Annotated in this window: 20 protein-coding genes; 10 read left to right on the forward strand and 10 right to left on the reverse strand. The window is 71.3% G+C overall.

The window, feature by feature from the left end; genetic code table 11:
* Positions 1 to 40: 40 nt before the first annotated feature.
* From TTY48_RS01590 to TTY48_RS01600, 3 genes are all read right to left on the reverse strand, one after another.
* Positions 41 to 1,021, reverse strand: coding sequence for a carbohydrate kinase family protein (locus TTY48_RS01590; RefSeq protein ID WP_220655848.1), 981 nt, complete (start codon positions 1,019 to 1,021; stop codon positions 41 to 43).
* 78 nt (positions 1,022 to 1,099) lie between these two features.
* Complete coding sequence (locus tag TTY48_RS01595; RefSeq protein ID WP_220655849.1) at positions 1,100 to 1,453, reverse strand: iron-sulfur cluster assembly accessory protein; 354 nt, start codon at positions 1,451 to 1,453, stop codon at positions 1,100 to 1,102.
* Positions 1,454 to 1,522: 69 nt separating this feature from the next.
* Positions 1,523 to 2,599: a glycerate kinase gene (locus TTY48_RS01600; protein ID WP_220655850.1), complete on the reverse strand. Its 1,077-nt coding sequence runs from the start codon at positions 2,597 to 2,599 to the stop codon at positions 1,523 to 1,525.
* 55 nt (positions 2,600 to 2,654) lie between these two features.
* On the opposite strand from TTY48_RS01600, the gene TTY48_RS01605 reads away from it, so the two are divergent.
* The 3 genes from TTY48_RS01605 to TTY48_RS01615 are packed head-to-tail and all read left to right on the forward strand — an operon-like array spanning position 2,655 to position 5,799.
* On the forward strand, positions 2,655 to 3,341 hold the full coding sequence (locus tag TTY48_RS01605) for a DUF3043 domain-containing protein (protein WP_220655851.1): 687 nt from the start codon (positions 2,655 to 2,657) through the stop codon (positions 3,339 to 3,341).
* Between the two features lie 3 nt (positions 3,342 to 3,344).
* Positions 3,345 to 5,045 carry a nicotinate-nucleotide--dimethylbenzimidazole phosphoribosyltransferase gene (gene cobT / locus TTY48_RS01610; RefSeq protein WP_220655852.1) on the forward strand — a complete coding sequence of 567 codons (1,701 nt, stop codon included), beginning with the start codon at positions 3,345 to 3,347 and terminating at the stop codon, positions 5,043 to 5,045.
* A gap of 1 nt (position 5,046) precedes the next feature.
* Positions 5,047 to 5,799 carry an adenosylcobinamide-GDP ribazoletransferase gene (locus tag TTY48_RS01615; protein ID WP_220655853.1) on the forward strand — a complete coding sequence of 251 codons (753 nt, stop codon included), beginning with the start codon at positions 5,047 to 5,049 and terminating at the stop codon, positions 5,797 to 5,799.
* Between the two features lie 7 nt (positions 5,800 to 5,806).
* On the opposite strand, the gene TTY48_RS01620 is transcribed toward TTY48_RS01615, so the two are convergent.
* A complete protein-coding gene (locus tag TTY48_RS01620; protein ID WP_220655854.1) occupies positions 5,807 to 7,036 on the reverse strand; it encodes an HNH endonuclease signature motif containing protein in 1,230 nt (409 codons plus the stop codon).
* 150 nt (positions 7,037 to 7,186) lie between these two features.
* Here TTY48_RS01620 and TTY48_RS01625 point away from each other — a divergent pair, with 150 nt between their 5' ends.
* On the forward strand, positions 7,187 to 8,404 hold the full coding sequence (locus TTY48_RS01625) for an oxygenase MpaB family protein (RefSeq protein WP_220655855.1): 1,218 nt from the start codon (positions 7,187 to 7,189) through the stop codon (positions 8,402 to 8,404).
* 6 nt (positions 8,405 to 8,410) lie between these two features.
* Here TTY48_RS01625 and TTY48_RS01630 read toward each other — a convergent pair whose 3' ends face one another.
* From TTY48_RS01630 to TTY48_RS01650, 5 genes are all read right to left on the reverse strand, one after another.
* The gene (locus TTY48_RS01630; protein ID WP_220655856.1) at positions 8,411 to 9,514 is read right to left on the reverse strand and encodes a branched-chain amino acid aminotransferase; all 1,104 of its coding nucleotides are present in this window, start codon (positions 9,512 to 9,514) and stop codon (positions 8,411 to 8,413) included.
* 98 nt (positions 9,515 to 9,612) lie between these two features.
* The gene (gcvT, locus tag TTY48_RS01635) at positions 9,613 to 10,713 is read right to left on the reverse strand and encodes a glycine cleavage system aminomethyltransferase GcvT (protein ID WP_220655857.1); all 1,101 of its coding nucleotides are present in this window, start codon (positions 10,711 to 10,713) and stop codon (positions 9,613 to 9,615) included.
* A 10-nt stretch (positions 10,714 to 10,723) separates the two neighbouring features.
* Entirely contained in the window at positions 10,724 to 11,980 is a 1,257-nt protein-coding gene (locus TTY48_RS01640; protein WP_374758671.1) for a uracil-xanthine permease family protein, read from the reverse strand.
* Positions 11,981 to 11,998: 18 nt separating this feature from the next.
* Positions 11,999 to 13,336 carry a D-arabinono-1,4-lactone oxidase gene (locus TTY48_RS01645; RefSeq protein ID WP_220658612.1) on the reverse strand — a complete coding sequence of 446 codons (1,338 nt, stop codon included), beginning with the start codon at positions 13,334 to 13,336 and terminating at the stop codon, positions 11,999 to 12,001.
* A complete protein-coding gene (locus TTY48_RS01650) occupies positions 13,333 to 14,649 on the reverse strand; it encodes an alanine racemase (RefSeq protein WP_220655858.1) in 1,317 nt (438 codons plus the stop codon). Before TTY48_RS01650 ends, TTY48_RS01645 begins: the two co-directional genes overlap by 4 nt.
* A 132-nt stretch (positions 14,650 to 14,781) precedes the next feature.
* On the opposite strand from TTY48_RS01650, the gene TTY48_RS01655 reads away from it, so the two are divergent.
* From TTY48_RS01655 to lipB, 4 genes are all read left to right on the forward strand, one after another.
* Positions 14,782 to 16,314 (forward strand): leucyl aminopeptidase, encoded by a 1,533-nt coding sequence (locus TTY48_RS01655; RefSeq protein ID WP_220655859.1) that lies wholly within the window; start codon positions 14,782 to 14,784, stop codon positions 16,312 to 16,314.
* A 169-nt stretch (positions 16,315 to 16,483) separates the two neighbouring features.
* Positions 16,484 to 18,244, forward strand: a complete 1,761-nt coding sequence (sucB, locus tag TTY48_RS01660; RefSeq protein ID WP_220655860.1) for a 2-oxoglutarate dehydrogenase, E2 component, dihydrolipoamide succinyltransferase — start codon at positions 16,484 to 16,486, stop codon at positions 18,242 to 18,244.
* Positions 18,241 to 19,152, forward strand: a complete 912-nt coding sequence (locus tag TTY48_RS01665) for a TIGR01777 family oxidoreductase (RefSeq protein ID WP_220655861.1) — start codon at positions 18,241 to 18,243, stop codon at positions 19,150 to 19,152. Before sucB ends, TTY48_RS01665 begins: the two co-directional genes overlap by 4 nt.
* A 10-nt stretch (positions 19,153 to 19,162) precedes the next feature.
* Positions 19,163 to 19,867 carry a lipoyl(octanoyl) transferase LipB gene (lipB, locus tag TTY48_RS01670; protein ID WP_220655862.1) on the forward strand — a complete coding sequence of 235 codons (705 nt, stop codon included), beginning with the start codon at positions 19,163 to 19,165 and terminating at the stop codon, positions 19,865 to 19,867.
* Here lipB and TTY48_RS01675 read toward each other — a convergent pair whose 3' ends face one another.
* Positions 19,868 to 20,287: a helix-turn-helix domain-containing protein gene (locus tag TTY48_RS01675; protein WP_255585460.1), complete on the reverse strand. Its 420-nt coding sequence runs from the start codon at positions 20,285 to 20,287 to the stop codon at positions 19,868 to 19,870. It abuts the gene before it with no gap.
* Positions 20,288 to 20,435: 148 nt separating this feature from the next.
* On the opposite strand from TTY48_RS01675, the gene TTY48_RS01680 reads away from it, so the two are divergent.
* Together TTY48_RS01680 and lipA are read left to right on the forward strand one after the other, a co-directional pair.
* Positions 20,436 to 23,486, forward strand: a complete 3,051-nt coding sequence (locus TTY48_RS01680) for an MMPL family transporter (RefSeq protein WP_220655863.1) — start codon at positions 20,436 to 20,438, stop codon at positions 23,484 to 23,486.
* 59 nt (positions 23,487 to 23,545) lie between these two features.
* Positions 23,546 to 24,571, forward strand: a complete 1,026-nt coding sequence (gene lipA, locus TTY48_RS01685) for a lipoyl synthase (RefSeq protein WP_220655864.1) — start codon at positions 23,546 to 23,548, stop codon at positions 24,569 to 24,571.

Consider the following 24,571-nt stretch of genomic DNA (forward strand, 5'->3'; position numbering starts at 1 on the left):
ACGGTACCGTAGGTTACGCGTCGGTAACCAGTGTTGTGACCTAGAGCGCTGCGAGGATCTCCGCCGCGACCTCGGTGCCGTACGCCTCGGCGAGCCGCTCGGCGGCGTCCTCCTCGTCGTAGTCCCAGGCCTGCGGGCCGACGGTCTCGAGCACCTTGACGGCCACGTACGAGCCGAGCTGGGCGGATCGCTCCAGCGACAGGCCGGATTCGAGGCCCACGAGGAAGCCCGCGCGGAAGCCGTCGCCGACGCCGGTCGGGTCTACCCGGCCGCGGTCGGGCACCACGTCCACGTGGATGCGCTCGGCCTCGGCGCCGGTCACCTCGATCTCGGCGCCCCGGGCACCGAGGGTGGTCACGCGTACCTGCACCAGCGCGGTCAGCCGCTCGGCGCTCATGCCCGTCTTCTGCTGCAGCAGGCCCCACTCGTACTCGTTCGTGAACAGGTACTTGGCGCCCTCGACCAGCTCGCGTGCCTCCTCGCCGTTGAGGCGGGCGAGCTGCTGCGACGGGTCGGCCGCGAACGGGATGCCGGCCTCGCGGCACTGCGCGGAGTGCAGGCTCATGGCGGCGGGATCGTTGGCGCCCACGACCACGAGGTCGAGCGGGCCGACCTTGGCGGTCACGTCCGCGATGGCGATCTCGCGGGACTCGGCCATGGCGCCCGAATAGAACGACGCCAGCTGCGCCATCTCGACGTCGGTGGTGCACATGAAGCGGGCGGTGTGCGCGGTCTCCGAGACGCGCACGGCGCGGGTGTCCACGCCGGCGTTCTCCAGCCAGCCGCGGTAGCCCTCGTCGAAGTCGGCGCCCACGGCGCCCACCAGCACGGGCTTGTGGCCGAGCCGGCCCATGCCGAAGGAGATGTTCGCCCCCACGCCGCCGCGCTGGATCACCAGTTCGTCGACGAGGAAGCTCAAGGACAGGTGCGCGAGGTGCTCGGCGAGCAGTTGCTCGGAGAACTTCCCCTCGAAGCGCATCAGATGATCGGTGGCGATCGAGCCCGAAACGGCTATCGACACAGCAGAACCCTCCCGTGATTCGGTGGACCGTATCGGTCCAGCCTAGTCGCGGGAGGGTTCGTTACTGCAGAGCGGGCGTCAGTTGAACGAATCGCCGCAGGCGCAGGAGCCGGTGGCGTTCGGGTTATCGATGGTGAAGCCCTGCTTCTCGATGGAATCGACGAAGTCGATCTTCGCGCCGATCAGAAACGGTGCGCTCATCCGGTCGACGGACAGCTTCACACCGCCGAACTCGGAGACCACGTCGCCGTCGAGCGAGCGATCGTCGAAGTACAGCTGGTACCGCAGGCCGGCGCAGCCGCCGGGCTGTACCTCGATGCGCAGGGCCAGGTCGTCACGGCCCTCCTGGTCCAGCAGCGCCTTCGCCTTGGCGGCGGCAGGCTCGGTCAGCACCACGCCGGTGGTGTCGGTCTGTGCTTCAGCAGCAGTCATTCACGTTCTCCTCACACGCAGGGTGTCCTGTTCAACGGTACTCCCCCGCCCGTCATTCCCGATATCCCGTCATCGGAGTTCCCGGGCGACGGCGGCCGCCAGAGCGCGGAGGGCACCGTCGGCGTCGCGCATCGCGGCCTCGACCGATCCGGCACTGTCGACCAGCGAATACGCCGCGCGAACGTGATGCCGGCGGACCGTGGCGGGGTCGAGATCCACCTGTCCGGCGAGCACCACGGTGTCGACGCCGCGCCCGGCCGCGCGTTCGGCCAGGGCGATCGCGGCCTTGCCGCGCAGCGACTGCCGATCGAATCTGCCCTCGCCGGTGAGCACCAGGTCGACGGTGCCGAGCACCTCGTCGAGACCCGTCGCGGAGGCCACCACGGCCGCCCCGGAGGTCCGTTCCGCGCCCAGCGCGAGCAGTGCGGCGCCGAGGCCGCCGGCGGCGCCCGCCCCGGGCAGCTCGGCCACGTCGCGACCGGTGGCCTCGCGCCAGGCGAGCGCGGTCCGGACCAGCCTGGCCTCCAGCTCCGGGATCAGAGACGACGGTGCGCCCTTCTGCGGGCCGAAGACGGCGGCGGCCCCGAACGGGCCGAGCAGTGGGTTCTCGACATCGGTCGCGGCGATCAGGCGGACGCCCGCGAGGGTCCCCGCGGCGCCGGGGTAGCCGCCGAAGACCTCGGCGAGACCCGCGCCGCCGTCGGTGCACGCCGAACCGCCGAGCCCCACGACCACCGTGGTCGCGCCCGCCGCGATCGCCGCGACGATCAGTTCGCCGACGCCGCGGGATCCCGCGGCGAGCGCCGTCCGTGCGGTGGGCCCGTCGGGCAGCAGGTCGAGCCCGCAGGCCTGCGCGCACTCGATGTAGGCGGTCTCGTCCACGAGGAGGAACTGCGCGGGGGTGGGTTCGCCGAGCGGTCCGGACACGGTCACGGTCTCGGGGGCCACGCCCAGTGCGGCGGCGAGGACGTCGATGAAGCCGGGGCCGCCATCGGACTGGGGCGCGAGAATCACCTCGTCGGACGGCCTGGCGGTGCGCCAACCGGCGGCGATCGCGTGCGCCGCCTGCGCCGCGGTGAGGGTGCCGCCGAACGAGTCCGGTGCCACCAGTACCCGGGCGGAGACCCCCGCCAACTGCGACGACATGCGGCGAGTGTAGGCACGGTGCGCGCACTCGCCGCGATCTTCTAGGCTGGACGCCGTGAAACTCCCCTGGCAGAAGGCCGAAGACACGGCTCCCGAGACCGCCGACACCGCGGCCACCGGTACCGCGGACGACGACGCCGCTGCGACCGCCGCCAAGCCCACGCAGACCCCGGGCAAGGGCCGCCCCACCCCCAGCCGCCGCGAGGCGGAGGGCCGCAAGCGCGGCCCCGTCGCCCCCGCGCCGCAGACCCGTGCGGAGGCCCGGGCGCGGCGCAAGGAGCTCAAGAGCTCCATGAGCAAGGAGGAGCGCAAGGCTGCCGCCGCCGAGCGCCGGGCTGCCGCGAACGAGCGGCGCGAGCTGATGATGCAGGGCGACGAGCGCTACCTGCCGGTGCGCGATCAGGGCCCGGTGAAGGCGATGGCCCGCGATCTCGTCGATTCGAAGCGGCACATCGCCACGATGTTCATCCCGATCGCGGTGGCCGTGATGGTCTACATGTTCATCACCGTGCAGAACCCCACGCTCAGCGCGCTGGCGATGCCGATCCTCATGGTGCTGATCATCGTGATGGGCATCGAGGGCTACTTCACCGGCCGCCGTGTGAACAAGCGCGTTCAGGAGAAGTACCCGGAGACCACCGAGACCGGTTTCAAGCTGGGCTGGTACGCGTTCATGCGGTCCACGCAGCTGCGGCGCATGCGCATCCCCCGACCCCGGGTCTCGCCCGGCGACGCGGTCTAAGCCGTGGCCCTGCGCCTCGTCCTGGGCGGTGTCCGCTCGGGCAAGTCGGCTCGCGCCGAACACCTGATCACCACCGCCGCCGGCTCCGCTCCGGTGCGGTACGTGGCCACCGCGCCGCGGCCCGACGGTGACCCCGACCTGACCGCCCGGATCGACACGCACCGGTCGCGCCGGCCCGACTCGTGGACCACGGTCGAGACGCAGGACCTCGCGGCGGTACTCGCGACGGGCGATGTCGCGACCCTGGTCGATGACCTCGGCGCCTGGCTCGCGGCGCGACTGGACGCCGCCGGTTGGGAGACGCCCGAGCGCGTCGACGACGAGGTCGCGGCGCTGGTGGACGCGGCGGCGGCGTATCCGGGCGAACTGGTCTTCGTCAGCCCCGAGGTGGGCCTGTCCGTGGTCCCGGCGACGCACGCTGGACGCCTGTTCCAGGATCTGCTGGGTGATCTGAACGCACGCCTGGCGGCGGTGGCCGATGGCGTCGAGCTGGTGGTCGCCGGACGCTCGGTGGCGCTCGACGGGCAACCGGTGGTCGCCTCGTCGCCGTCCACGGTGGCGGCCGCAGCGCCCGCCCCGGTGACGGCCGCCCCGGCAACGGAGGCCCCGGCGCCCGCCGTCGCGCTGGCCCCGGTCGAACTCCCGCCCTTCGATCCCGACGCCGATCCGCTGTCCTTCCCGTCGATCACGCCGCCCGATGCCTTCGTGGCGCAGCAGGCGCGGGACCGGCAGCTGCAGCTCACCAAGCCGAAGGGATCCCTGGGCCGGCTCGAGGAGCTCGGCGAGTGGATCGCCGCGTGTCAGGGTGCCTGTCCCCCACGGCAGTTCGAACGCGCGCGCATCGTGGTGCTGGCCGGCGATCACGGTGTCGCCGCGACCGGCGTGTCGGCGTATCCGCCGGAGGTCACCGCGCAGATGGTGGCGAACTTCGCCGCCGACGGTGCGGCCGTGAACGTGCTCGCGACCCAGGCGGGGGCGTCGGTGCGGGTGGAGGACATCGCCGTCTCGGCCGATACCAGCCCGGCGCTGAGCCGCAACAAGATCCGCCGGTCGTCGGGCGACATCTCGACGGTGGACGCCCTCACCGACGAGGAGACGATCGCCGCGATCGCCGCCGGCCGAAGGATCGCCGACGATGAGATCGATTCCGGCGCCGACCTCCTGATCCTCGGTGATATGGGCATCGGCAACACCACCCCCGCGGCGGTCCTGATCGGTGCGATCACCGATACCGAGCCCGTGCTCGTGGTGGGTCGCGGCACCGGGATCGACGACAACGCGTGGATGCGCAAGGCCGCGGCGATCCGCGATGCGATGTACCGCGCGCGACCGCATGTCGGGAATCCGAAGGCGCTGTTGCGCACCGCCGCCGGCGCCGATCTCGCCGCGATGGCGGGGTTCTTGGCCCAGGCCGCGGTGCGGCGCACGCCGGTGATCCTCGACGGTGTCGTGGTGACGGCCGCGGCGCTGGTGGCGCAGGAGCTGGCACCGGGTGCCTCGTCGTGGTGGGTTGCGGGACACCGCAGTCCGGAACCGGCGCATTCGCTGGCGCTGCACCGTCTGGACTTGGAGCCCCTGCTGGACCTGGGGATGCGGCTCGGCGAGGGGAGCGGCGCCGCGACGGCTCTGCCCGTGGTGCGGGCGGCGGTGGCGGTGCTCGGCGAGATGGCGACGTTCGATTCCGCCGGGGTCTCGCGGGGCTGAGATGCGGTTCCTGCCGACGGCGCTCGCCTGGATGACGGTGCTGCCGGTGCCGCAGCGCCTGCAACCGCCAGTGGACCGTTCGGGCGCCGGACGGGTGATCTTCTTCGTCCCGGTGGCCGGGGCCGTGGTGGGTGCGACCGTCGCCGGGATCGCCTGGGCGGCGGCCGCCGCGGGGCTCACCTGGATGCTGGTCGGCGCCCTCGCGATCGGCGGGGCGGCTCTGGTGACGCGGGGCATGCACGTGGACGGCTTCGCCGACTGCGTCGACGGCCTCGGCAGCTACGGTCCGCCGGAGCGGGCGCGCGAGATCATGCGGCAGGGCACCGTCGGCCCGTTCGGCGCGGCCGCGCTGGCGCTGGTCGTGGTGATCGACGCCGCCGCTCTCGGCGATCTGGCCGATCGCGGGCGGTGGCTCGCGATCGGTATCGCGATCGGTGCGGCCCGGGTGGCAGCGGTGATCGGGTGCCGACGGGGCTGGTCCGCCGCGAATCCGGACGGTTTCGGTGCACTGACCGCGGGTACGCAGGGCGGTGCGGCGCAGGCCTTCTGGGTGATCGTGGCCGCGGTCGCCGCGATCTGGGCGGTGCCGGGCGTCCCCTGGCAGGGTCCGCTCGCGGTGGTCGCGGCGCTGCTCGTGGCCGCCCTCGCGATGCGGCACTGTGTTCGCCGGTTCGGCGGGGTCAGTGGTGACGTTCTCGGCTTCGGCATCGAGCTGGCGACGGCCGTCGCGCTGGTGGGCCTCTGCGTGCGGTGACCGTCCGTCAGGCGGCATCGGGCGCGGTCGAGCGGTGCACGGCCCCGGTGGGCGTGATGGTCTCCACGGTGTGCCGCCCCGACGGATCGTCGACTACTCGCTGCTCCCAGCCCGCGGCCTGCTTCGCGTAGTTGCAGGCGGCGCACAGCCCCTGGCCGTTGTCGATGCTGGTCTCACCGCCCGCGGCATGCGGGATCACGTGGTCGTTGTGGGCGATCGGCGCATCGCAGTACGGGGTGCGGCACGTGCGGTCACGCGCGGCGATCAGCGCGCCCAGCCCGTCGGGGAAGGCACGCGATCGGGAATCCATGCCCACCACGGCACCGGATTCGGGCTGCACGTAGAGCCGTCGCAGCCACGCCTCGCCCCGCGAGGCGGCGCGGGCGACCAGGTTCCGGGCCACCTCGCCCGGGATCGCTCCTCCCCCAGCGAGATGCGCCGTCCCCGTCCCGCCGCCGAGGAGCACCCGGTCCGAGACGGTGATGTTCACCGAGACGGGCTGACCGTCCGCGGCGGTGCGTCCGGCCAGGAGCTCGAATGCCGCGTCGGCCATCACCTGTCCACGGGTACGCACCTCGGGTCCGACGCCCACGATGCCGTCCGCGCGCCGCTTGAGCGATGCGAAGACGGCAACGGCCTTCGCGACCGGCAGGAGGATCGAAACCCGCGCCATCGCATCGGGTTCGGGGCGGATGGTGACGCGACGGTGCGCCTCCGCCTTGGCGAGCCTGTCGACCATCGCCTGTCGATCGAGCTGGTACGCCATCTGGAACACCGTGTCCTGCAAGCGGCGTGTGCCGAGGCCCGCCAGAACGGTGGGATCAGCGCAGAGCAGTGCATCGGCGCGGCGGCGGAGGTCGGCGTCGAGGTGCGCCACCCCCGCGATCAGGATCTCGACCCGCTCCGGCGAGATATCGCCGTCCCACAGCCGCGCCAGCGTGTGGGGCAGGCACTCATGGAGTGCCCGGGCCCGCGACAGGATGGCGGTGGCCCGGTTCGGTGAGATCGACATCGCCAGGGCGACCTCGGCTGCGACGCCCGCATCCCAACGGCTCGGAGGCAGGCCGGCCGCGGCGCGTTCCCGACGCCGCACCGCGAGAATATCGAACACCAGTTCATACATTTCTGCGGCGGAGCGGGAACGAAGCCGCTCCAACACGCTCAACCTGTCGATGATATCCGTGGCGACACGGATACCACCTGCATCTACCCGATCGAGAAGCTCCATCTCTTCCATGTCTCAACGCTACCCACACCCACTGACACGTTTAGCTCATCAGTTCGATTGATAGGGATTCGCGATTCTCCTTCCAGAGTTCACGCCTGCCTGGAAGAATGGCCGACAGACTCGACAACAACTGTTGTCGTACGAGATTTGCGAGGCACCATGACCGCAGCCACCTCGAGGCCCATCCCCTCCCGCCATCCCGCGCGTCCGCGCCGCGTTCCACCGGGGATCACGTTCGTAAGCAGGGCACTGCGTCTACCGGAACCGACCGACGCGGAGTTCCGGCGGTTCGGCGAGCTGCTCACCGTCGGCGATGACCCGATGGACGAGCTGGTGGCGTGGATATACGCGCAGGACACCGATACCCGCAAGGCGATGTTCAACCGCGCCCTCGCCGAGGGCATCGACTCGGTGCCGGAGGCGCCGCCGATTCTCCGGGACTTCTTCGAAGAGATGGAGACCGTTCCCGACTGGGCGGATTGGAACGCCATTCGCACCGGCGGCCAGCTCATGCGCAGCGGCGGCGCCGACGGGCTTGCGGTGGCCCGGGATGTGGCACTGATGGGCGGATACATGTTCTCGGGTTTCAACCAGACGCTCCTGCGGACGGGTGCTCTGGAGAAGGGCTCGAACCGGCGCTTCGCTGAGACCACGCAGTGGGCGCTGGACGTGATCGGCGAGGATGCGCTGCGTCCCGGCGGCGTCGGATACCGATCGACATTGCACGTGCGGTTCATCCACTCGCTGGTGCGGCGGCACGTGATCGCGATGGACGATTGGGACTGCGCGGCGTACGGCCTGCCGATTAACCAGACGGATATGGCCGCCACACTCGTGGGCGCCCTCATCGCACCGGTCGCCACGGGCACGGGCCTGGGCATGCTGGCCAACCCGCGCGAGTACGAGGCGGCCGCGCATCTGACCCGCTACGTGGGCCGGCTCATGGGCGTGCACGACGACTTCCTGCCGCACAGCTTCCGCGACAGCCTTCGCATCCTGTTCCAGACCTCCCGGGCGCTGTCGACCCCCGACGAGACCAGTCGCGTTCTCGCCCAACCGATGGCAGAGGATCCGCTGCAGTGGCACTACCCCGTGCTCGGCGGGCTGCGCAGGCGCATCGCGCGCTCGCAGCACCTCTCGATCTCGACGGCCTACCTGGGACGGCACGCCATGCGCAAGCTCGGCGTGCCGGCCGTACCCCCCTGGTACCCGGCACTGAAGATCCCGATCAATCTCATCGAGTCGGTCATCTTCCAACTCCCGGGCGGACGGCGCCGCGGTGCCGAACTGGGCGATCGACGGCAGGCCCGCCTGATGCGCACGATGATCCCCGACAAAGCCGCGATCGGTCACTCGGCGCAGCACGTCGCACACTGACGCCGATCAGCTCAGCGTGGACATCCAGCCGTGCTTGTCCTCGACGGTGCCGCGCTGGATCCCGGTGAGGGTCTCGCGCAGGGCCATGGTGATCTCGCCGGGCTGACCATCGCCGATGAGGAAGTCCTCGGTGGCGCCCTTGACGTGACCGACCGGGGTGATCACGGCGGCGGTGCCGCAGGCGAAGACCTCGGTGATCGCGCCGGAGGCGGCGCCCTCCTTGAGCTCGTCCACGGTGATCCGCCGCTCTTCGGTCTCGAATCCGGCGTCGCGGGCCAGCTGCAGCAGCGAGCTGCGGGTGACGCCGGGCAGCAGCGAACCCGAGAGCTCAGGAGTCACGATCTTCGCGCCCGAACCGGAGCCCAGCACGAAGAACAGGTTCATGCCGCCCATCTCCTCGATCGCCTCGTGCTCGATGGCGTCGAGCCACACCACCTGATCGCAGCCCTGCTGCGCGGCCTGCGCCTGCGCCACGAGGGAGGCGGCGTAGTTGCCGCCGCACTTGGCGAACCCGGTGCCGCCGGGCGCCGCACGCACGTACTCGCGCGAGAGCCACACCGACACCGGCTTCACGCCGCCCGCGAAGTAGGCGCCCGCGGGCGAGGCGATCACCAGGAAGCGGTAGCTGTTCGAGGGGCGCACACCGAGCGCCTCCTCGTCGGCGAAGATGAAGGGGCGGAAGTACAGCGACTCCTCACCACCGGCGGCGGGGACCCAGGCACCGTCGACGGCCACCAGCTGGCGCAGCGCCTCGAGGAAGACCTCCTCGGGCAGCGGCGGGATCGCGAGGCGCTCGGCGGAGCGCTGGAACCGGGCGGCGTTCGCTTCCGGACGGAAGGTGGCGATCGAACCGTCGGGCTGCCGGTAGGCCTTGAGCCCCTCGAAGATCTCCTGCGCGTAGTGCAGCACCGACGCCGACGGCTCCATCGGGATGGGGCCGTAGGGCATCACCTCGGCGGCGTGCCAGCCCTCGCTCTCGCTCCAGCGCAGCGAGACCATGTGGTCAGTGAAGTGGTTGCCGAATCCCGGGTTCGCCAGGATCTCGGCGCGCTCCGCGTCCGAACGGGGGTGGTCGTTGCGAGTCAGAGCGAAGGCGAGGCCGGTAGTCATGGGAGTAGATTCTACGACCGCTCCGGCCGGCCGAGTGCGATACCGGTCGGTAGGACGTCCAAGTATTTCCGGGGCGGCCCTCCGACTGCCCGGAGCGCCTACTTGGTGTTCGCCTCCACGAAGGGCGGCAGGGTCACCTCGCACTCGATGGCGCGGCCGCGCACGTCCACGCTCACCACGGTGCCCTTCTCGACACCGGCGTCGGAGTCGATGAGCGCCAGGGCGATTCCGGTCTTCAGCGTGGGACTGAAGGTGCCCGACGTAGTGGTCCCGATCGGCGCACCGTCGGGCCCCAGCACGGTGAGGTCGGCGCGCAGCACGCCCTTGCCGGTGGCCTTGAGGCCCCAGAGCTTGCGGGCCGGGCCCGCCTCCTTCTCGGCGAGCAGTGCGTCGCGGCCCACGAACTCGGGCTTCTTCCAGCCCACGGCCCAGCCCGCGCGGGCCTGCACCGGGGTGATGTCGACGGTGAGCTCGTGCCCGTGCAGCGGGTAGCCCATCTCGGTGCGCAGGGTGTCGCGGGCACCCAGGCCGGCGGGCTGGCCGCCGCGGGCGGTGATCTCGGGAAGCAGAGCACGGAAGACGGTCTCGGCGTCGCCCCACGCGGGGATCAGCTCGTAGCCGTGCTCACCGGTGTAGCCGGTGCGGCACACGCGCACGGGGGTGCCCCCCAGGGAGGCGTCCTCGTAGGCCATGTACTCCATCTCGGTGGGCAGGCCCACGGCCTGCAGCACCTCGGCCGACTTCGGGCCCTGCACGGCGAGCACGGCGTAGTCGCGATGCTGATCGGTGATCGTGATGCCCTCGGGGGCGCGGGCCTGCAGGTGCGCCACCACGGCCGCGGTGTTCGCGGCGTTGGGCACCAGGAAGAGCTCGTCGTCGGAGACGTAGTACACGATGAGATCGTCGATCACACCACCGGTCTCGTTGGTGCACAGGGTGTACTGGGCCTTGCCCGGGCGGATCTTGCCGAGGTCGGCGCTCAGCACGCGGTTGACGAACTCCGCCGCGCCGGGGCCGGCGACGGTCGCCTTACCGAGGTGACTCACGTCGAAGATGCCCACGGCCTCACGGACGGCGGTGTGCTCGCCCACGGTGCCCGCGTACTTCACCGGCATCGACCAGCCGCCGAACGGCGCGAACGCCGCTCCCAGCTCCACGTGCACCGCGTTCAGGGGACCTTCGATCAGCGCGTCACTCATGCCCGGCACTCTAGTCCAGAGCCGCGCTGCCGGACCGGCCCAGCAGCCGCATTCCCTGATAGATCACGATCGCGGCCACCGAGCCGAGCGCGATGCCGGTGAAGGTGACATCGCCGATCGACCAGGTGAAATCGGCGATGCCGATGATCAGCGGCACCGCCGCGGTGAGCTGGTTGATGGGTTGGCTGAAGTCGACCTGGGCCTGCACCCAGATCCGCACGCCGAGGATGCCGACGAGGCCGTAGAGCGCCGTGGTGATGCCGCCGAGTACGCCGGGCGGGATGGACGCGATCACCGCGCCCACCTTCGGCGACAGGCCCAGCAGGACCGCGGCGGTGCCCGCGATCCAGTAGGCGGCGGTCGAGTACACGCGGGTCGCGGCCATCACCCCGATGTTCTCCGCGTAGGTGGTGGTGGCCGAGCCTCCGCCCGCGCCGGCCAGCACCGTCGCCAGGCCGTCGGACGCAATCGCGCGCCCCATCAGCGGGTCGTAGTCCTGGCCCGTCATCTGGGCGACCGACCGCACGTGCCCCACGTTCTCGGCGACCAGGACGAGCACCACGGGCAGGAACATGGGCAGCACGGCCCAGTGGAACGACGGTGCGTGGAACTCCGGGAGGCCGACCCACGACGCCGCGGAGACCTTCGAGAAGTCGACCTCGTCGCGGAACCACGCGACCAGGTACCCGATCAGCACGGAGGTGAAGATCGCGAGCCGGCCGAGCATGCCCTTGAACAGGGCGAGAGAGAGGATCAGGCACACCAGTGTGATGGTGGCGGTGATGGCGGCCTTCTCGTAGTTCGCCTTCGCCGCGGGTGCCAGGTTCAGTCCGATCAGCGCGACGATGGCGCCGGTCACCACCGGCGGCATCAGCTTCTCGATCCACGCGGTTCCCACGAAGTGCACCACGCCGCCCACCAGGACGAGCAGGACGCCCACGGCCACGATGCCGCCGAGTGCGCTGCCGGTGCCCTGGGAGGCGGTGGCAGCGGTGATCGGCGAGATCACGGCGAAGCTCGATCCCAGGTAGCTGGGCAGTCGGTTGCCGGTGATCACCAGGAACAGCAGCGTCCCGATGCCGGAGAACAACAGGGTGGTGGCGGGCGGGAAGCCCGTGAGCACCGGAACCAGGAAGGTGGAACCGAACATCGCCACCACGTGCTGCACGCCGATGCCGAGGGTCTTCGGCCAGCTCAGGCGTTCGCCGGGGCCCACCACATCGGAGCCCTCCACCGGCGTCCACCTGAACTGCTCGCGCATCGTCATGCGCAGCATCCTGACAGGTCAGGCTCCGAGCACCGCGTCCAGGTAGTCGTTGACGAAGACGTGATCGGGGTCGAGTTCCTCACGCACGGCGAGGAAATCGTCGAAGTGCGGATAGGCCTCGCGGAAGAACTCGGCGGTGCGGGTGTGCATCTTGCCCCAGTGCGGCCTGCCGCCGTGGTCGATCATGATTCGCTCGACCTCGGCGAAGTAGTCGTCCTGCGGGTCGCGCACGTAGCGGTGCGCGGCGATGTAGCCGGATTCGCGGCCGCTCGCGGTGGACAGCAGCAGGTCGTCGGCCGCTGCCACGCGCACCTCGATGGGGAAGGTGATATTCCAGTCCCGCTGCGCGATGGTCGATTTCAGCGCCTCGAATGCAGCCGTGGTGTTCTCCAGCGGCACCGCCCACTCGGTCTCGCGGAACCGCACCGAGCGATCGGTGGCGAAGACGTTCGTGGAGTAGTCGGTCACGGTGCGGTTGCCCATCAGCCCCGAGGCGAGGGTCACCAGCCGCGGCGTCAACGACGGGACCGCCCGCCCCAGTTCGCACATCCCCAGGAGCGCACCGGTACCCACCAGCCGGTCGTCCACGAAGCGGCGCACCGGGTTGAGCGGTTTGCGCTTGTGGTCACCGGGGTGCCGGGTGGTGGTCTTGGTCACCGCGACCTCGGTACCGGGGAACCAGAAGAACTCGAAATGGTCGGCGGTGCGCACCGTGTCGAGGAAGCCCTCGGTGGTCTGGGCCAGCGGGGCGCTGCCCTCCACCGACTCCAGCACGAACCGGTCGACGCACTGCAGGGTCACCTCCACCAGCACGCCGAGGGCGCCGAGGCCCAGCGCCACCGCCTTGAGCCGCGGATCGTCCTCGCCGATCTTGATGACGGCGCCGGTACCGCTGACCAGCGTGGCCCCCACCACCTGGGTGGCGATACCGCCGAATTCCAGTCCGGTGCCGTGGGTTCCGGTGGAGATGGCGCCGGCGATGGTCTGCTTGTCGATATCTCCGAGGTTCGGCATGGCCAGCCCGTAGGGCTCCAGCAGCGCCGGCACGTCGTAGAGCCGGGTGCCCGCGCGCAGCGTCACCCGCTTGCGCTCGACGTCCACGGTCTCCAGGCCGCCCTGATGGTCGGGGGCCAGGGCCACATCGCGCGGGGCGGCGACCGCCGTGAACGAGTGTCCGGCGCCCACGGCCTTGACCTTGTTCCCGCGCTCGCGGGCGCGCTCGATGGTCTTGACCACGTTCTCGATGGTCCCCGGACGCGAGACGTAGGACGGGTACGCCGAGGCGGTGCGCCCCCAGTTCCGCCACTCCCCCGGCTTGCCGGTCAGCTCGTCGAATCCCGGAATCCAGTTGTTCACAGGAAGCACCTTCCCTCGCCGCGATAGGTCGGCACCTGCGCGACCACGGCACCGTCGGACAGCACAGCGATCTGCTGCGCGTGTTCGGCCGGTTCCCCGGCCTTGGTGTGGCGGAACCATACTCGGTCGCCGAGGGAGATCCGCCGGGCACGGGGCCCCTGCACCGGCGTCTGCACCTCACCGGCACCCTCACGCCCCGTCAGTTCGAGACCGGCGGGCCACACCGGGACGGGGAGGCGATCGCTTCCGGCAGCGCCGGAGGCGATCCAGCCGCCGCCGTGGCAGGTCACGGTGTCCGGTGCCGGGCGCCGCACCACGGCGAGACCGAAGGCCATCGCGGGCGCGGGCCTGAAGTGGGAGTAACCGTCGAACAGGTGCGGCCCGTACAGGCCGCTTCCCGCGGCGATGTCGCTGATGTTGGGGTCGCTCGCGTTCAGTTCGAGCGAGCCGGTGCCGCCACCGTTGACGAACTCCAGGTCGGCGATGCGACGCAGGTCGGTGAGGATGTCCAGGCGCCGCGCCACCAGTTCGTCCCAGGAGGCGCGCTGCATGGTGCGCAGCAGCGCGGCGGCCCCGGGCCGGCGGATGCTGAGATCGCCCACGCCGGCGATCTGCGCGTCGTAGGTCATCGCGCCCACGAGCCGGAAGCCCTTGCGCCCGGACACCGTGACGGCGAGCGCGGAGGCCTCGGCGCGGGTCCGGACCGGGGACCGCAGCGCGCCGATCACGCCCAGCACGGGTGCGCGGAACGAGGCGTCGATGTCGATGCACACCCGCAGATCGGGCCGACGGCTCGGCGGTACGGCCGCGTCCACCAGGTCGAGCTGCTCCGGATCGTCGATCATGAGGGTCACGCGGGAGGCGGCCTGCTCATCGGCGGCGAGCGCGGCGATGGCTCCGAGGTCGGCGCTCGGATACCCGACCAGCACGTCGGGGCAGCCCGGCCGGTCGGCACCGTCGTGCGCGAGGCCGTCGGCCGCCAGCCAGTGCGCCTCGGCCACGTCGTAGGCGAGGACACCGGCATAGCCGGGCACGCGAAGCAGGGCATCCAGGATCGGCCGCGACCGCACCGACTTCGAGGCCACCCGGATCGGGGTGCCGCCCGCGCGGCGGCGCATATCGGCGACGTTGTGCCGCAGGGCATCGAGGTCGGCGGCCAGGATCGGGGCATCGAGCGCCTGCGTGCCCGCGTCGATGGTGGCCCAGTAGGCCGCGGGGTCGGTCTCCCACGGCCGCTCGGTGGTCGAGGGCGGCGCGCCCAGGTCCAGATCGGCCGCGCCGGTCGTGGTCTCCCCCGTGCCGTTCGCTGTCATGAGCACCGATCGTACGTGCGGGGCATCCGGTGCGCGCCCGGCGCGACCATCCGCGAGCCGTCCACCGCCCGTGTCCCAGGCGTAGCATCCGTACCGGCACACACCCCCGCCGTCCCGACGAGAGGAATCCCCTTGAGCACCCCCTTCACCGGCCCCGAGTTCTCGGTCACCCACGATCCGGCGGCTCCCGCCGACGCACTGGTCGTCGGCGTCTTCTCCGGCGACGCGGGGATCACGGTGGATGCCGGTGTGCCCGAGGCGGCGCGCGGCCCCATCGCCGCGGCGCTCGCCGTGGTGGGTGCGAAGGGCAAGGCCGGCGAGGCGGTGCGGGTGCCCGCTCCGGCGGGCGCGGGACTCGGTGCGGCGACGGTCCTCGGCGTCGGCCTGGGCGCGGCGCCCGCCGACGGCGACCGCGTCACCGCGGAGACGGTGCGGCGGGCCGCCGGCGTGGCGGGCCGCGCCCTCGACGGTGTCGCGACCGCGGTCACCACCCTGTCCACGCTGGATCTCGCGGCCACGGTCGAGGGCGCCTACCTGGGCTCCTACCGGTTCGCCGAGTTCCGGAACACGTCGGCGCCGAAGGAGGCCCCGCTCGGCGCGCTTGCGCTGGTCACCACGGCCGGGTCGGAGGCCGTCTCCGAGGAGGCCCGCGACACCGTCGAGCAGGCCCGGCGCACCGCCGCCGCGGTGGCACTGGCCCGCGATTTCGTCAACACGCCGCCGAACGTGCTCTCGCCGGTCGAGTTCGCCGACCGGGCGCAGCGGCTGGGCGCCGAGGCGGGCCTGCAGGTGGAGGTCTTCGACGAGAAGTACCTGGCCGATAACGGCTACGGCGGCATCGTCGGTGTGGGACAGGGCAGCTCGCGCCCGCCGCGCCTGGTGCGGCTGCGTCACGTCTCCGGGGTCGACGGTGCCAAGCACGTCGCGCTGGTGGGTAAGGGCATCACCTTCGACACCGGCGGCATCTCGATCAAGCCCGCCGCGGGCATGGAACAGATGACCTCGGACATGGGCGGCGCGGCGGCCGTGATCGCCACGGTGATCCTGGCGGCGCAGTTGAACCTCGGAGTGGACGTGACCGCCACCGTGCCGATGGCCGAGAACATGCCCTCGGACACCGCGCAGCGGCCCGGCGATGTGCTCACCCAGTACCCCGGCGCCGGGAAGGGCGGCATCACCGTGGAGGTGATCAACACCGACGCCGAGGGACGCCTGATCCTGGCCGACGCCATGGTGCGGGCCTGCGAGGACGGCCCCGATTACCTGATCGACACCGCCACCCTGACCGGCGCGCAGATGGTGGCGCTGGGCACCCGCACCCCGGGCGTGATGGGCACCGACGACTTCCGCGATCGCGTGGCCGCGCTGTCGCAGGCGGAGGGCGAGAACGGCTGGGCCATGCCCTTCCCCGAGGAACTGCGCGCCGATCTGAACTCGCGCGTCGCCGATCTGGCGAACGTCAGCCCCAACCGGTGGGGCGGAATGCTCACCGCCGGTGTCTACCTCAAGGAATTCGTGGCCGACGGCGTGCAGTGGGCGCACATCGACGTGGCGGGCCCGGCGTTCAACACCGGCGCTCCGTGGGGCTACATCGGCAAGGGTGGCACGGGCGTACCGGTCCGCACGATGCTCGCCGTGCTGCGTGACATCGCACAACGAGGCTGACCGGCGGGGCTGACCGGCGCGGTCCTTCGGTTACCGACGAGTAGGCCCCCAACCGCCGCGCAGAACATGCGGCTGAGGGTAGGGTTTGGAGTCGGCGGAGGCCACCAGCCGAAGCCCACGTTCAGTTGCTCGGATCACAGCAGATAACAACTTCGAGGAGTCAGAGGACATGGCCTTCTCCGTCCAGATGCCGGCACTCGGCGAGAGCGTCACCGAGGGCACCGTCACCCGGTGGCTCAAGCAGGAGGGCGACACCGTCACCGTCGACGAGCCCTTGCTCGAGGTCTCGACCGACAAGGTCGATACCGAGATCCCCGCGCCGGCGTCCGGTGTGCTGCTGAAGATCCTGGCGCAGGAGGACGACGTCGTCGAGGTCGGCGGCGATCTCGCGCAGATCGGCGAGGCCGGCGAGCAGGCCTCCGCGCCCGCCGCGGATCCGGCTCCGGCTGCCGAGGCTCCCGCTGCACCGGCCGAGCCCGAGCCCGCCCCGGCTCCCGCCGCCGCAGCTCCCGCGGCACCGGCCGCCGCGCCCGCCGCACCGTCGGCCCCCGCGTCCGGCACCGAGGTGACCATGCCCGAACTGGGCGAGTCCGTCACCGAGGGCACCGTGACCCGCTGGCTCAAGGGCATCGGCGACGAGGTCGCGGTCGACGAGCCGCTGCTCGAGGTGTCCACCGACAAGGTCGACACCGAGATCCCCTCGCCCGTCGCCGGCACCCTGCTGGAGATCAAGGCCAACGAGGACGACGTGATCGCCGTCGGCGGCGTGCTCGCCATCGTCGGTTCGGGTGCGCCCGCCGCGGCGTCGGCACCGTCGGCGCCCGCACCGGCTCCCGAGCCCGCCGCTCCGGCACCGGCTCCCGAGCCCACCCCGGCTCCCGCCGCACCGGCACCCGCGGCGCCTGCTCCGGCCGCTGCCGCACCGGCTGCTCCCGCCGCCCCCGCTCCGGCTGCTGCGGCACCCGCCGCCGCATCGGATTCGACCCCGTACGTCACCCCGCTGGTGCGCAAGCTCGCCGCGGAGAACGGCGTCGATCTCAACGCGGTCAAGGGCACCGGCGTCGGTGGCCGCATCCGCAAGCAGGACGTGCTCGCCGCCGCCGAGGCCTCGAAGGCCCCGGCCGCGCCCGCCGCCTCGTCCGCACCGGCCGCCGCCGCGCCGGCGGCACCGTCGGCCCCGAAGGGCGTGCGCCCCGAGCTGGCCGAGCTCCGCGGCACCACGCAGAAGACCAACCGGATCCGCCAGATCACGGCGAAGGTCACTCGCGATTCGCTGCAGCAGTCCGCTCAGCTCACGCAGGTCTTCGAGGTGGACTTCAGCAAGATCGTGGCGCTGCGCACCCAGGCGAAGGCCAGCTTCGCGGCGAAGGAGGGCGTGAACCTCACGTACCTGCCGTTCATCGCCAAGGCCGTCATCGAGGCGCTCAAGGTGCACCCGAACGTCAACGCGTCGATCAGCGACGATTTCAAGGAGATCACCTACCACGGTGTGGTGAACCTGGGCATCGCCGTCGATACCCCGCAGGGCCTGCTGTCGCCGGTGATCAAGAACGCCGACGATCTCTCGCTGGCCGGCCTGGCCCGCGCGATCGCCGACATCGCCGAGCGCACCCGCAACAGCGGTCTCAAGCCGGACGAGCTGTCGGGTGGCACCTTCACGCTCACCAACATCGGTAGCGAGGGCGCGCTCTTCGACACCCCGATCCTGGTGCCGCCGCAGGCGGCGATGCTGGGCACCGGTGCGATCGTCAAGCGCCCCGTCGTGGTGAAGGACGCCGCGGGCACCGAGTCCATCGGCATCCACCCGATGGCCTTCCTGCCGCTCACCTACGATCACCGCCTCATCGACGGTGCCGACGCCGGTCGCTTCCTGACCACCGTCAAGCACCGCCTCGAGGAAGGCGCCTTCGAGGCCGATCTCGGGCTGTGACCAGGGTCGCCATCGCCGGGTCGTCGGGGCTCATCGGCAGCGCGCTGTCGGGCGCCCTGACCCGGCGCGGCGACACCGTCGTCCCCCTGGTGCGTGACGGGACCCCGTCGCGCCCAGGCGGTCTCACCTGGTCGCCCGCCGGACCGGCACCCGACCTGTCCGGCTTCGACGCGGTGATCAACCTGTGCGGCGAGTCCGTGTCGGGCAAGCGCTGGACCGGTGCGGTCAAACAGGAACTGCGGGATTCGCGGATCGAGCCGGCAGCCACGCTGGCCGAGGCCGTGGTCGCCGCCGGCGTTCCCGCGTACCTGGCGGCGAGCGCCGTGGGGATCTACGGCGATGCGGGCGAGACCGACTGCATCGACGCGCCCGGCGGTACCGCGCCCGGAACCGGCTTCCTCGCCGACCTGTGCATCGAATGGGAGGCCGCCGCGGCGCCCGCCCGTGCGGCGGGTGCGGCCGTGGCTCACCTGCGGTACGGGCAGGTGCTCTCCAACGCGGGCGGCATGCTCGCCGCGCTGCGCCGCGTGTACCGACTGGGCCTGGGCGGACGGCTCGGCAGCGGCCACCAGTGGATCTCCTGGATCGTCCGCGAGGACGCCACCCGCGCCGCGCTGCACGTGCTAGACGGTGCGCTGGCCGGCACGATCAGCGGCCCGGTCAACATCACCGGGCCCGCCCCCTCCCGGCAGCAGGCCTTCAGCGAGGCCCTGGGGCGCGAGGTCAGCCGGCCCGCCCGCTGGGTGGTCCCTCGGTTCGCGCTGCGCGCCACCGCCGGTGAGTTCGCCGAGGAGGGCCTGCTCGCCTCGCAGCGGGCGGTGCCCCGAGTGCTGCACGACACCGGATTCCGATTCGCGCATACTGCGCTTCCGGCGGCACTCGCCGTGGCGCTCGCCGACGGGGCGTAGCGTCGAGGCCATGCCGCACCGCTCCGCCCGCGCCGCCAGGACCGACCTCGTCGTCGAGGACCTCGGCACCATCGGCTACCAGGAGGCCTTCGACCTCCAGCACGATCTCGCGAACCAGCGGGCGGACGAGGAGATCAGCGACCGCCTGCTGCTCTTGGAGCACCCGCCCACGTTCACGGCGGGCCGCCGCACGGAGCCGCAGGACCGTCCCACCGACGGCAGCACGGTGATCGATGTGGACCGCGGCGGCAAGATCACCTGGCACGGTCCCGGGCAGCTGGTGGGCTACCCGATCATCAAGCTGGCCTCCCCCGTCGACGTGGTCGACTACGTGCGGCGCATCGAGCAGGCGTTGATCGAGGTGTGTCGCGGCCTCGGGCTCACGGTGGGCCGGGTCGAGGGACGCTCGGGCGTGTGGTTCCCGGCCGACGGTGCGCGACCCGAGCGCAAGGTGGGCGCCATCGGCATCCGCGTGGCGCGCGGTGTCACGCTGCACGGCTTCGCCCTCAACTGCAACAACAACCTCGGCGGCTTCGACGCGATCATCCCGTGCGGTATCCCCGATGCCGGTGTCACCACGCTCAGCGCCGAACTCGGCCGCGATGTCGGCGTCGGCGAGGTGCGTGACGCCGTGGTCGACGCGGTGACCCGCGCCCTGAACGGCGACCTCGCCGTCGCCGACGAGAACCTGCACGCCACGGCCGATCAGGCCTGATCAGCGCCGGTCGGAGGGGCGGTCCTCCGCCACCGTACGGGCCCAGGTGTGCGCCCACAGTTCCAGCGGTCCCAGCGCCAGCAGGAGTGCGCGGCCCTGATTGGTGAGCCGGTAGGCACCACCGGGCACCTGCGTGACGATGCGGGCGGCCAGCAACTCGGTGAGGCGCTGCGACAGCGTGCTCGACGAGATGCCGTCGATCGCGGTGCGCAGATCCGAGAACCGCGAGCGCCCGAACCGCAGCTCCCACACGATGCGCAGCGTGTAGCGGCGGCCGAACAGATCGAGCGCGGCCATCATCGGCCGGCCGGTCTCCGATCCGCGGACCCTGCGGCCGGGAAGCGGTTCGAGGGCGTCGTCGTCGATCACCTCGTCGTTGTGATCCATATCACTCCCCTCGTCGGATTGGTCGAACGTCACGCTCCACACCCTGTTGTACCCCAAATAGGGTTGGGCTAGCGTCCTCAGCAACCAAGTCTAGTTCGAAATTTGGACCAAGTCCGGGCCGTGTCCCGAGACATTCCTCTCACCGGGTCCGATATTCGAAGGACTCAGCCGGGAGGCCAGCGTGACCGATCAGCAGAGCAGAACCTCGTTCACCACGCGACTCGGGCGGTGGTGCGTACGGCACGCGGCCTGGGTCCTGCTGTTCTGGGTGGGCCTCGCCGGGGTGCTCAACGTGGCGATCCCCCAGCTGGAGGTCACCGTCCACAAGCACTCGGCGCCGTTCATCCCCGGCGACCTGCCCGGAGTCGACGGACTGCGCGCCATGGCCGACGAGTTCGGCACACCCTCGTCCACCGCGCAGGGCAACGTGATCGTCGCGGCGCAGGACAGGATCGGCCCGGCGCAGGAGGCCTACTACCGCGCGCTCACGACCGCGCTGGAGGCCGACAAGGAGCACGTCGCCTACGTGATCGACACCTTCGGCAAACCGGCCGCCCGCGAGGTGGGGCTGAGCCCCGATGGCAAGGCGATCAACCTGCTCGTCGCCGAGGTCGGCGACATCGGTTCCACCCGAGCGCAATCGAGCACCGAGGCGATCCGCACCACGATCGACTCCATCCCCGCGCCGCCGGGCACCACCGTCGAATTCACCGGCACCGCGCCCACCCTCTCCGATCTGTTCACCGCGATCGACTCGTCCCTGCTGGTGATCACCGCGGTCTCGGTGGTGCTGATCATGGCGCTGCTGCTGATCACCTACCGCTCGGTGGGCGCAGCACTCGTGCCCCTGCTCACCATCGGCCTCTCGCTCGCCGTGGCCCGGCCGATCGTCTCGCTGCTCGGCGAGCACGAGGTGATCCCGGTGTCCAACTTCTCCATCGCGATCATGACCGCGATGGTGCTCGGCGCCGCCACCGATTACGCGATCTTCGCCGTCGCCGGGTTCCACGAGGCCCGCCGCTCCGGCCTGCCGCCCGACGAGGCCGCCGTCGCGGCGTCCACCCGGGTGGGCCGGATCATCGTGGCCTCCGCGCTCACCATCGCGGTCGCCAGCGGCGCCATGATCTTCTGCAAGGTGGGCATCTTCGTCACCGCGGGCCTGCCGACCACCATCTCGATCATCGTCACCTGCCTGATCGCCCTCACCCTGCCGCCCGCGCTGCTGCGCTACTTCGGCGCCTGGGGGTGGGTGGAGCCGCGAGCGAGCACCGAGAAGCGCTGGCGCCGCACCGGCGCCCGGGTGATGCGCCGGGCCGTGCCGCTGTCGGCCGCCGCCCTGGTGGTGCTGCTGGCGGCCGCCGCCGTGCTGCCCACCATGGTGATCGGTTTCGACGAGAACCGGATGCAGCTGCGCGCCACCGACTCCCGCAACGGCTACGAGACGGTCATGGAGCACTGGGGTGTGAACGAGGCGGTCCCGGAATTCCTGCTGATCCGCTCCGATCACGACATGCGCAACACCAACGACCTCGCGGCGCTGGAGGCGGTCGCGATCGGGGTGTCGAACCTGCCGCAGGTGGCGTACGTCCGGTCCATCACCCGGCCCGACGGTGAGCCCATCCCCGAATCCGCGGTCGGATACCAGACCAAGGTGGTCGCCGACGGACTCGGCGATGCCAACCGCCAGCTCACGGAGGCTTCGCCGCAGCTCAAGGCGCTCGCTGCCGGAGTCGACCAACTCAACGCCGGTGCCGGCGAGGCCTCCCGCCGGGTGCCCGAGCTCGTGGACGGCACCCGCCGCGTGACCGGTCTCGCCACCGGAGTGCTCGACGCGCTCAGCTCCGCCCAGCGCGCGCTGGCCACCGCGACGGGGAACTCCGTCGATGTGGCGCAGGCGACGGCGCTGCTGCGGTCCGCCGTGAACACGCTGACCGTCGCCACCGATGCGGTGCGCGCGGCCCAGCAGCAGACCGCCTCCGCCACAGCAGGAATCGCCACCGTCTTCGGCCCACTGGTCGGCCCGATCAGCCCGGCGTGCTCCGCCGACGCGAACTGCCGCGCCGCACACGACGCCTTCGTCCAGCTCGACCGCGCCACCGCCGGTGGCGCGTCCACCGCCGTGCGCGCCGCGACCGCCGTCGTGCCGCTCCCCGCCGGTTCCACCGACCGCGCCGCCACCGCCCTCAGCCAGGCCGACGACGCGCTGACCAAGCTGCAGGGGCTGATCAGCGGGCTCGGAGGGCTCAGCCCGGAGCAGCTCAAAGCACAGCTGGGACAGCTCACATCCGGCGTCGACCAGCTGGCCTCCGGCCTGCAGCAGCTGAGCACCGGACTGGGGCAGGTGAAGACGGGCACCGATCAGGTCGTCGAGATGACGGGCCGGCTGCAGGACGGCCTGTCCACCGCGACGGACTACCTCGGCGGGCTCAGCGCCGGTACCGCAGCGGGGCCCGGCCGCGGCTTCTACCTGCCCGCGCAGGGCCTGCAGTCGGATCGCTTCGTGGACGGTTCGCGGGTGCTGATGTCGCCCGACGGCCGCTCGGCCCGCATGCTCGTGGTGTGGGGCATCAACCCGTACTCCGACGAGGCCCTCAACACCGCGGCGTCGATCCCGGCCGCGGCACAGGCCGCGGCGAAGGGCACGGTGCTGGAGGCGTCCACGATGGACGGCTTCGGCCTCGCCTCCATCTCCTCACAGATGCGCGATCAGGTGCTGCGCGACTTCCTGTTGTTCGGCCTCGTGGCGGTGATCGGCGTCTTCCTGGTCCTGCTGGTGCTGCTGCGCTCGGTGATCGCACCCCTGCTCATGGTGGGCACCGTCGTCCTGTCCTTCGGCGCGGCCGCCGGCGCCTCCGTCCTGCTGTGGCAGCACGGGCTCGGCATCCCCGTCGACTGGTCGGTGCTCCCGATCTCGTTCATGGCGCTGGTCGCCGTGGGCGCCGACTACAGCATGTTGTTCGCCGACCGGATCCGGGAGGAGGCCGCGGGCAATTCCACGGTGCGCGGCGTGCTCCGCGCCTTCGGCACCACGGGCAGCGTGATCACCACCGCCGGACTGGTTTTCGCGATCACCATGTTCGCGCTCATGAGCGGCAGCGTGATCAATCTGCTGCAGATCGGGTCCACCGTCGGCATCGGGCTCCTGCTCGACATCGTGGTGGTGCGCACCGTCTTCGTGCCCGCCGCGATCACCGCCCTGGGCGACCGGATCTGGTGGCCGAGCAAACCCTGAACGGGCGGCGCGACGAGGCGTGACCCGCGACACCGTGGGGCCGGACGGGGCGGCGTAGCATGGACGAGGTGAGTACCCCGGACACCCCCCGCAAGCTACTCCGTCTTGAGGTCCGTAACGCGCAGACGCCGATCGAGCGGAAGCCGAACTGGATCCGCACCCGCGCCAAGATGGGTCCCGAGTTCACCGAGCTGAAGGGCCTCGTCAAACGCGAGGGCCTGCACACGGTGTGCGAGGAGGCGGGCTGCCCCAACATCTACGAATGCTGGGAAGACCGGGAGGCCACCTTCCTGATCGGCGGCGAGCAGTGCACCCGCCGCTGCGACTTCTGCCAGATCGACACCGGCAAGCCCGCCGAGCTCGACCGCGATGAGCCGCGCCGCGTCGCCGAGTCGGTGCAGGCGATGGGCCTGCGCTACTCCACGATCACCGGCGTCGCCCGCGACGATCTGCCCGACGAGGGCGTGTGGCTGTACGCCGAGACGGTGCGCCAGATCCACGCGCTGAACCCGAACACCGGTGTGGAGAACCTGATCCCCGATTTCCACGCCAAGCCCGAGCTGTTGGCCGAGGTCTTCGAATCGCGTCCCGAGGTGCTCGCGCACAACCTGGAGACGGTGCCCCGGATCTTCAAGCGCATCCGGCCCGCCTTCCGGTACGAGCGCTCGCTGGACGTGATCCGTCAGGCCCGCGATTTCGGCCTGGTCACCAAGTCGAACCTGATCCTCGGCATGGGCGAGACCCCCGAGGAGGTCACCTCGGCCATGCAGGACCTGCACGATGCGGGCTGCGACATCATCACCATCACCCAGTACCTGCGTCCCTCGCCGCGGCACCACCCCGTGGAGCGGTGGGTCAAGCCCGAGGAGTTCGTCGAGCACACGCAGGCCGCCGAGGAGATGGGCTTCGCCGGTGTGATGGCCGGACCGCTGGTCCGCTCGTCGTACCGCGCCGGAAAGCTGTACGCGAAGGCGATGGCGCACCACGGCCGTCCCATCCCGGAGAACATGGCGCACCTGACCGCGGAGGGCGATGCGGCCCAGGAGGCCACCTCGGTGTTGAGCCGTATGGCCGCCGCCAAGTAG

This window comes from Tsukamurella sp. TY48 (assembly GCF_019656655.1).
GTDB lineage: Bacteria > Actinomycetota > Actinomycetes > Mycobacteriales > Mycobacteriaceae > Tsukamurella > Tsukamurella strandjordii.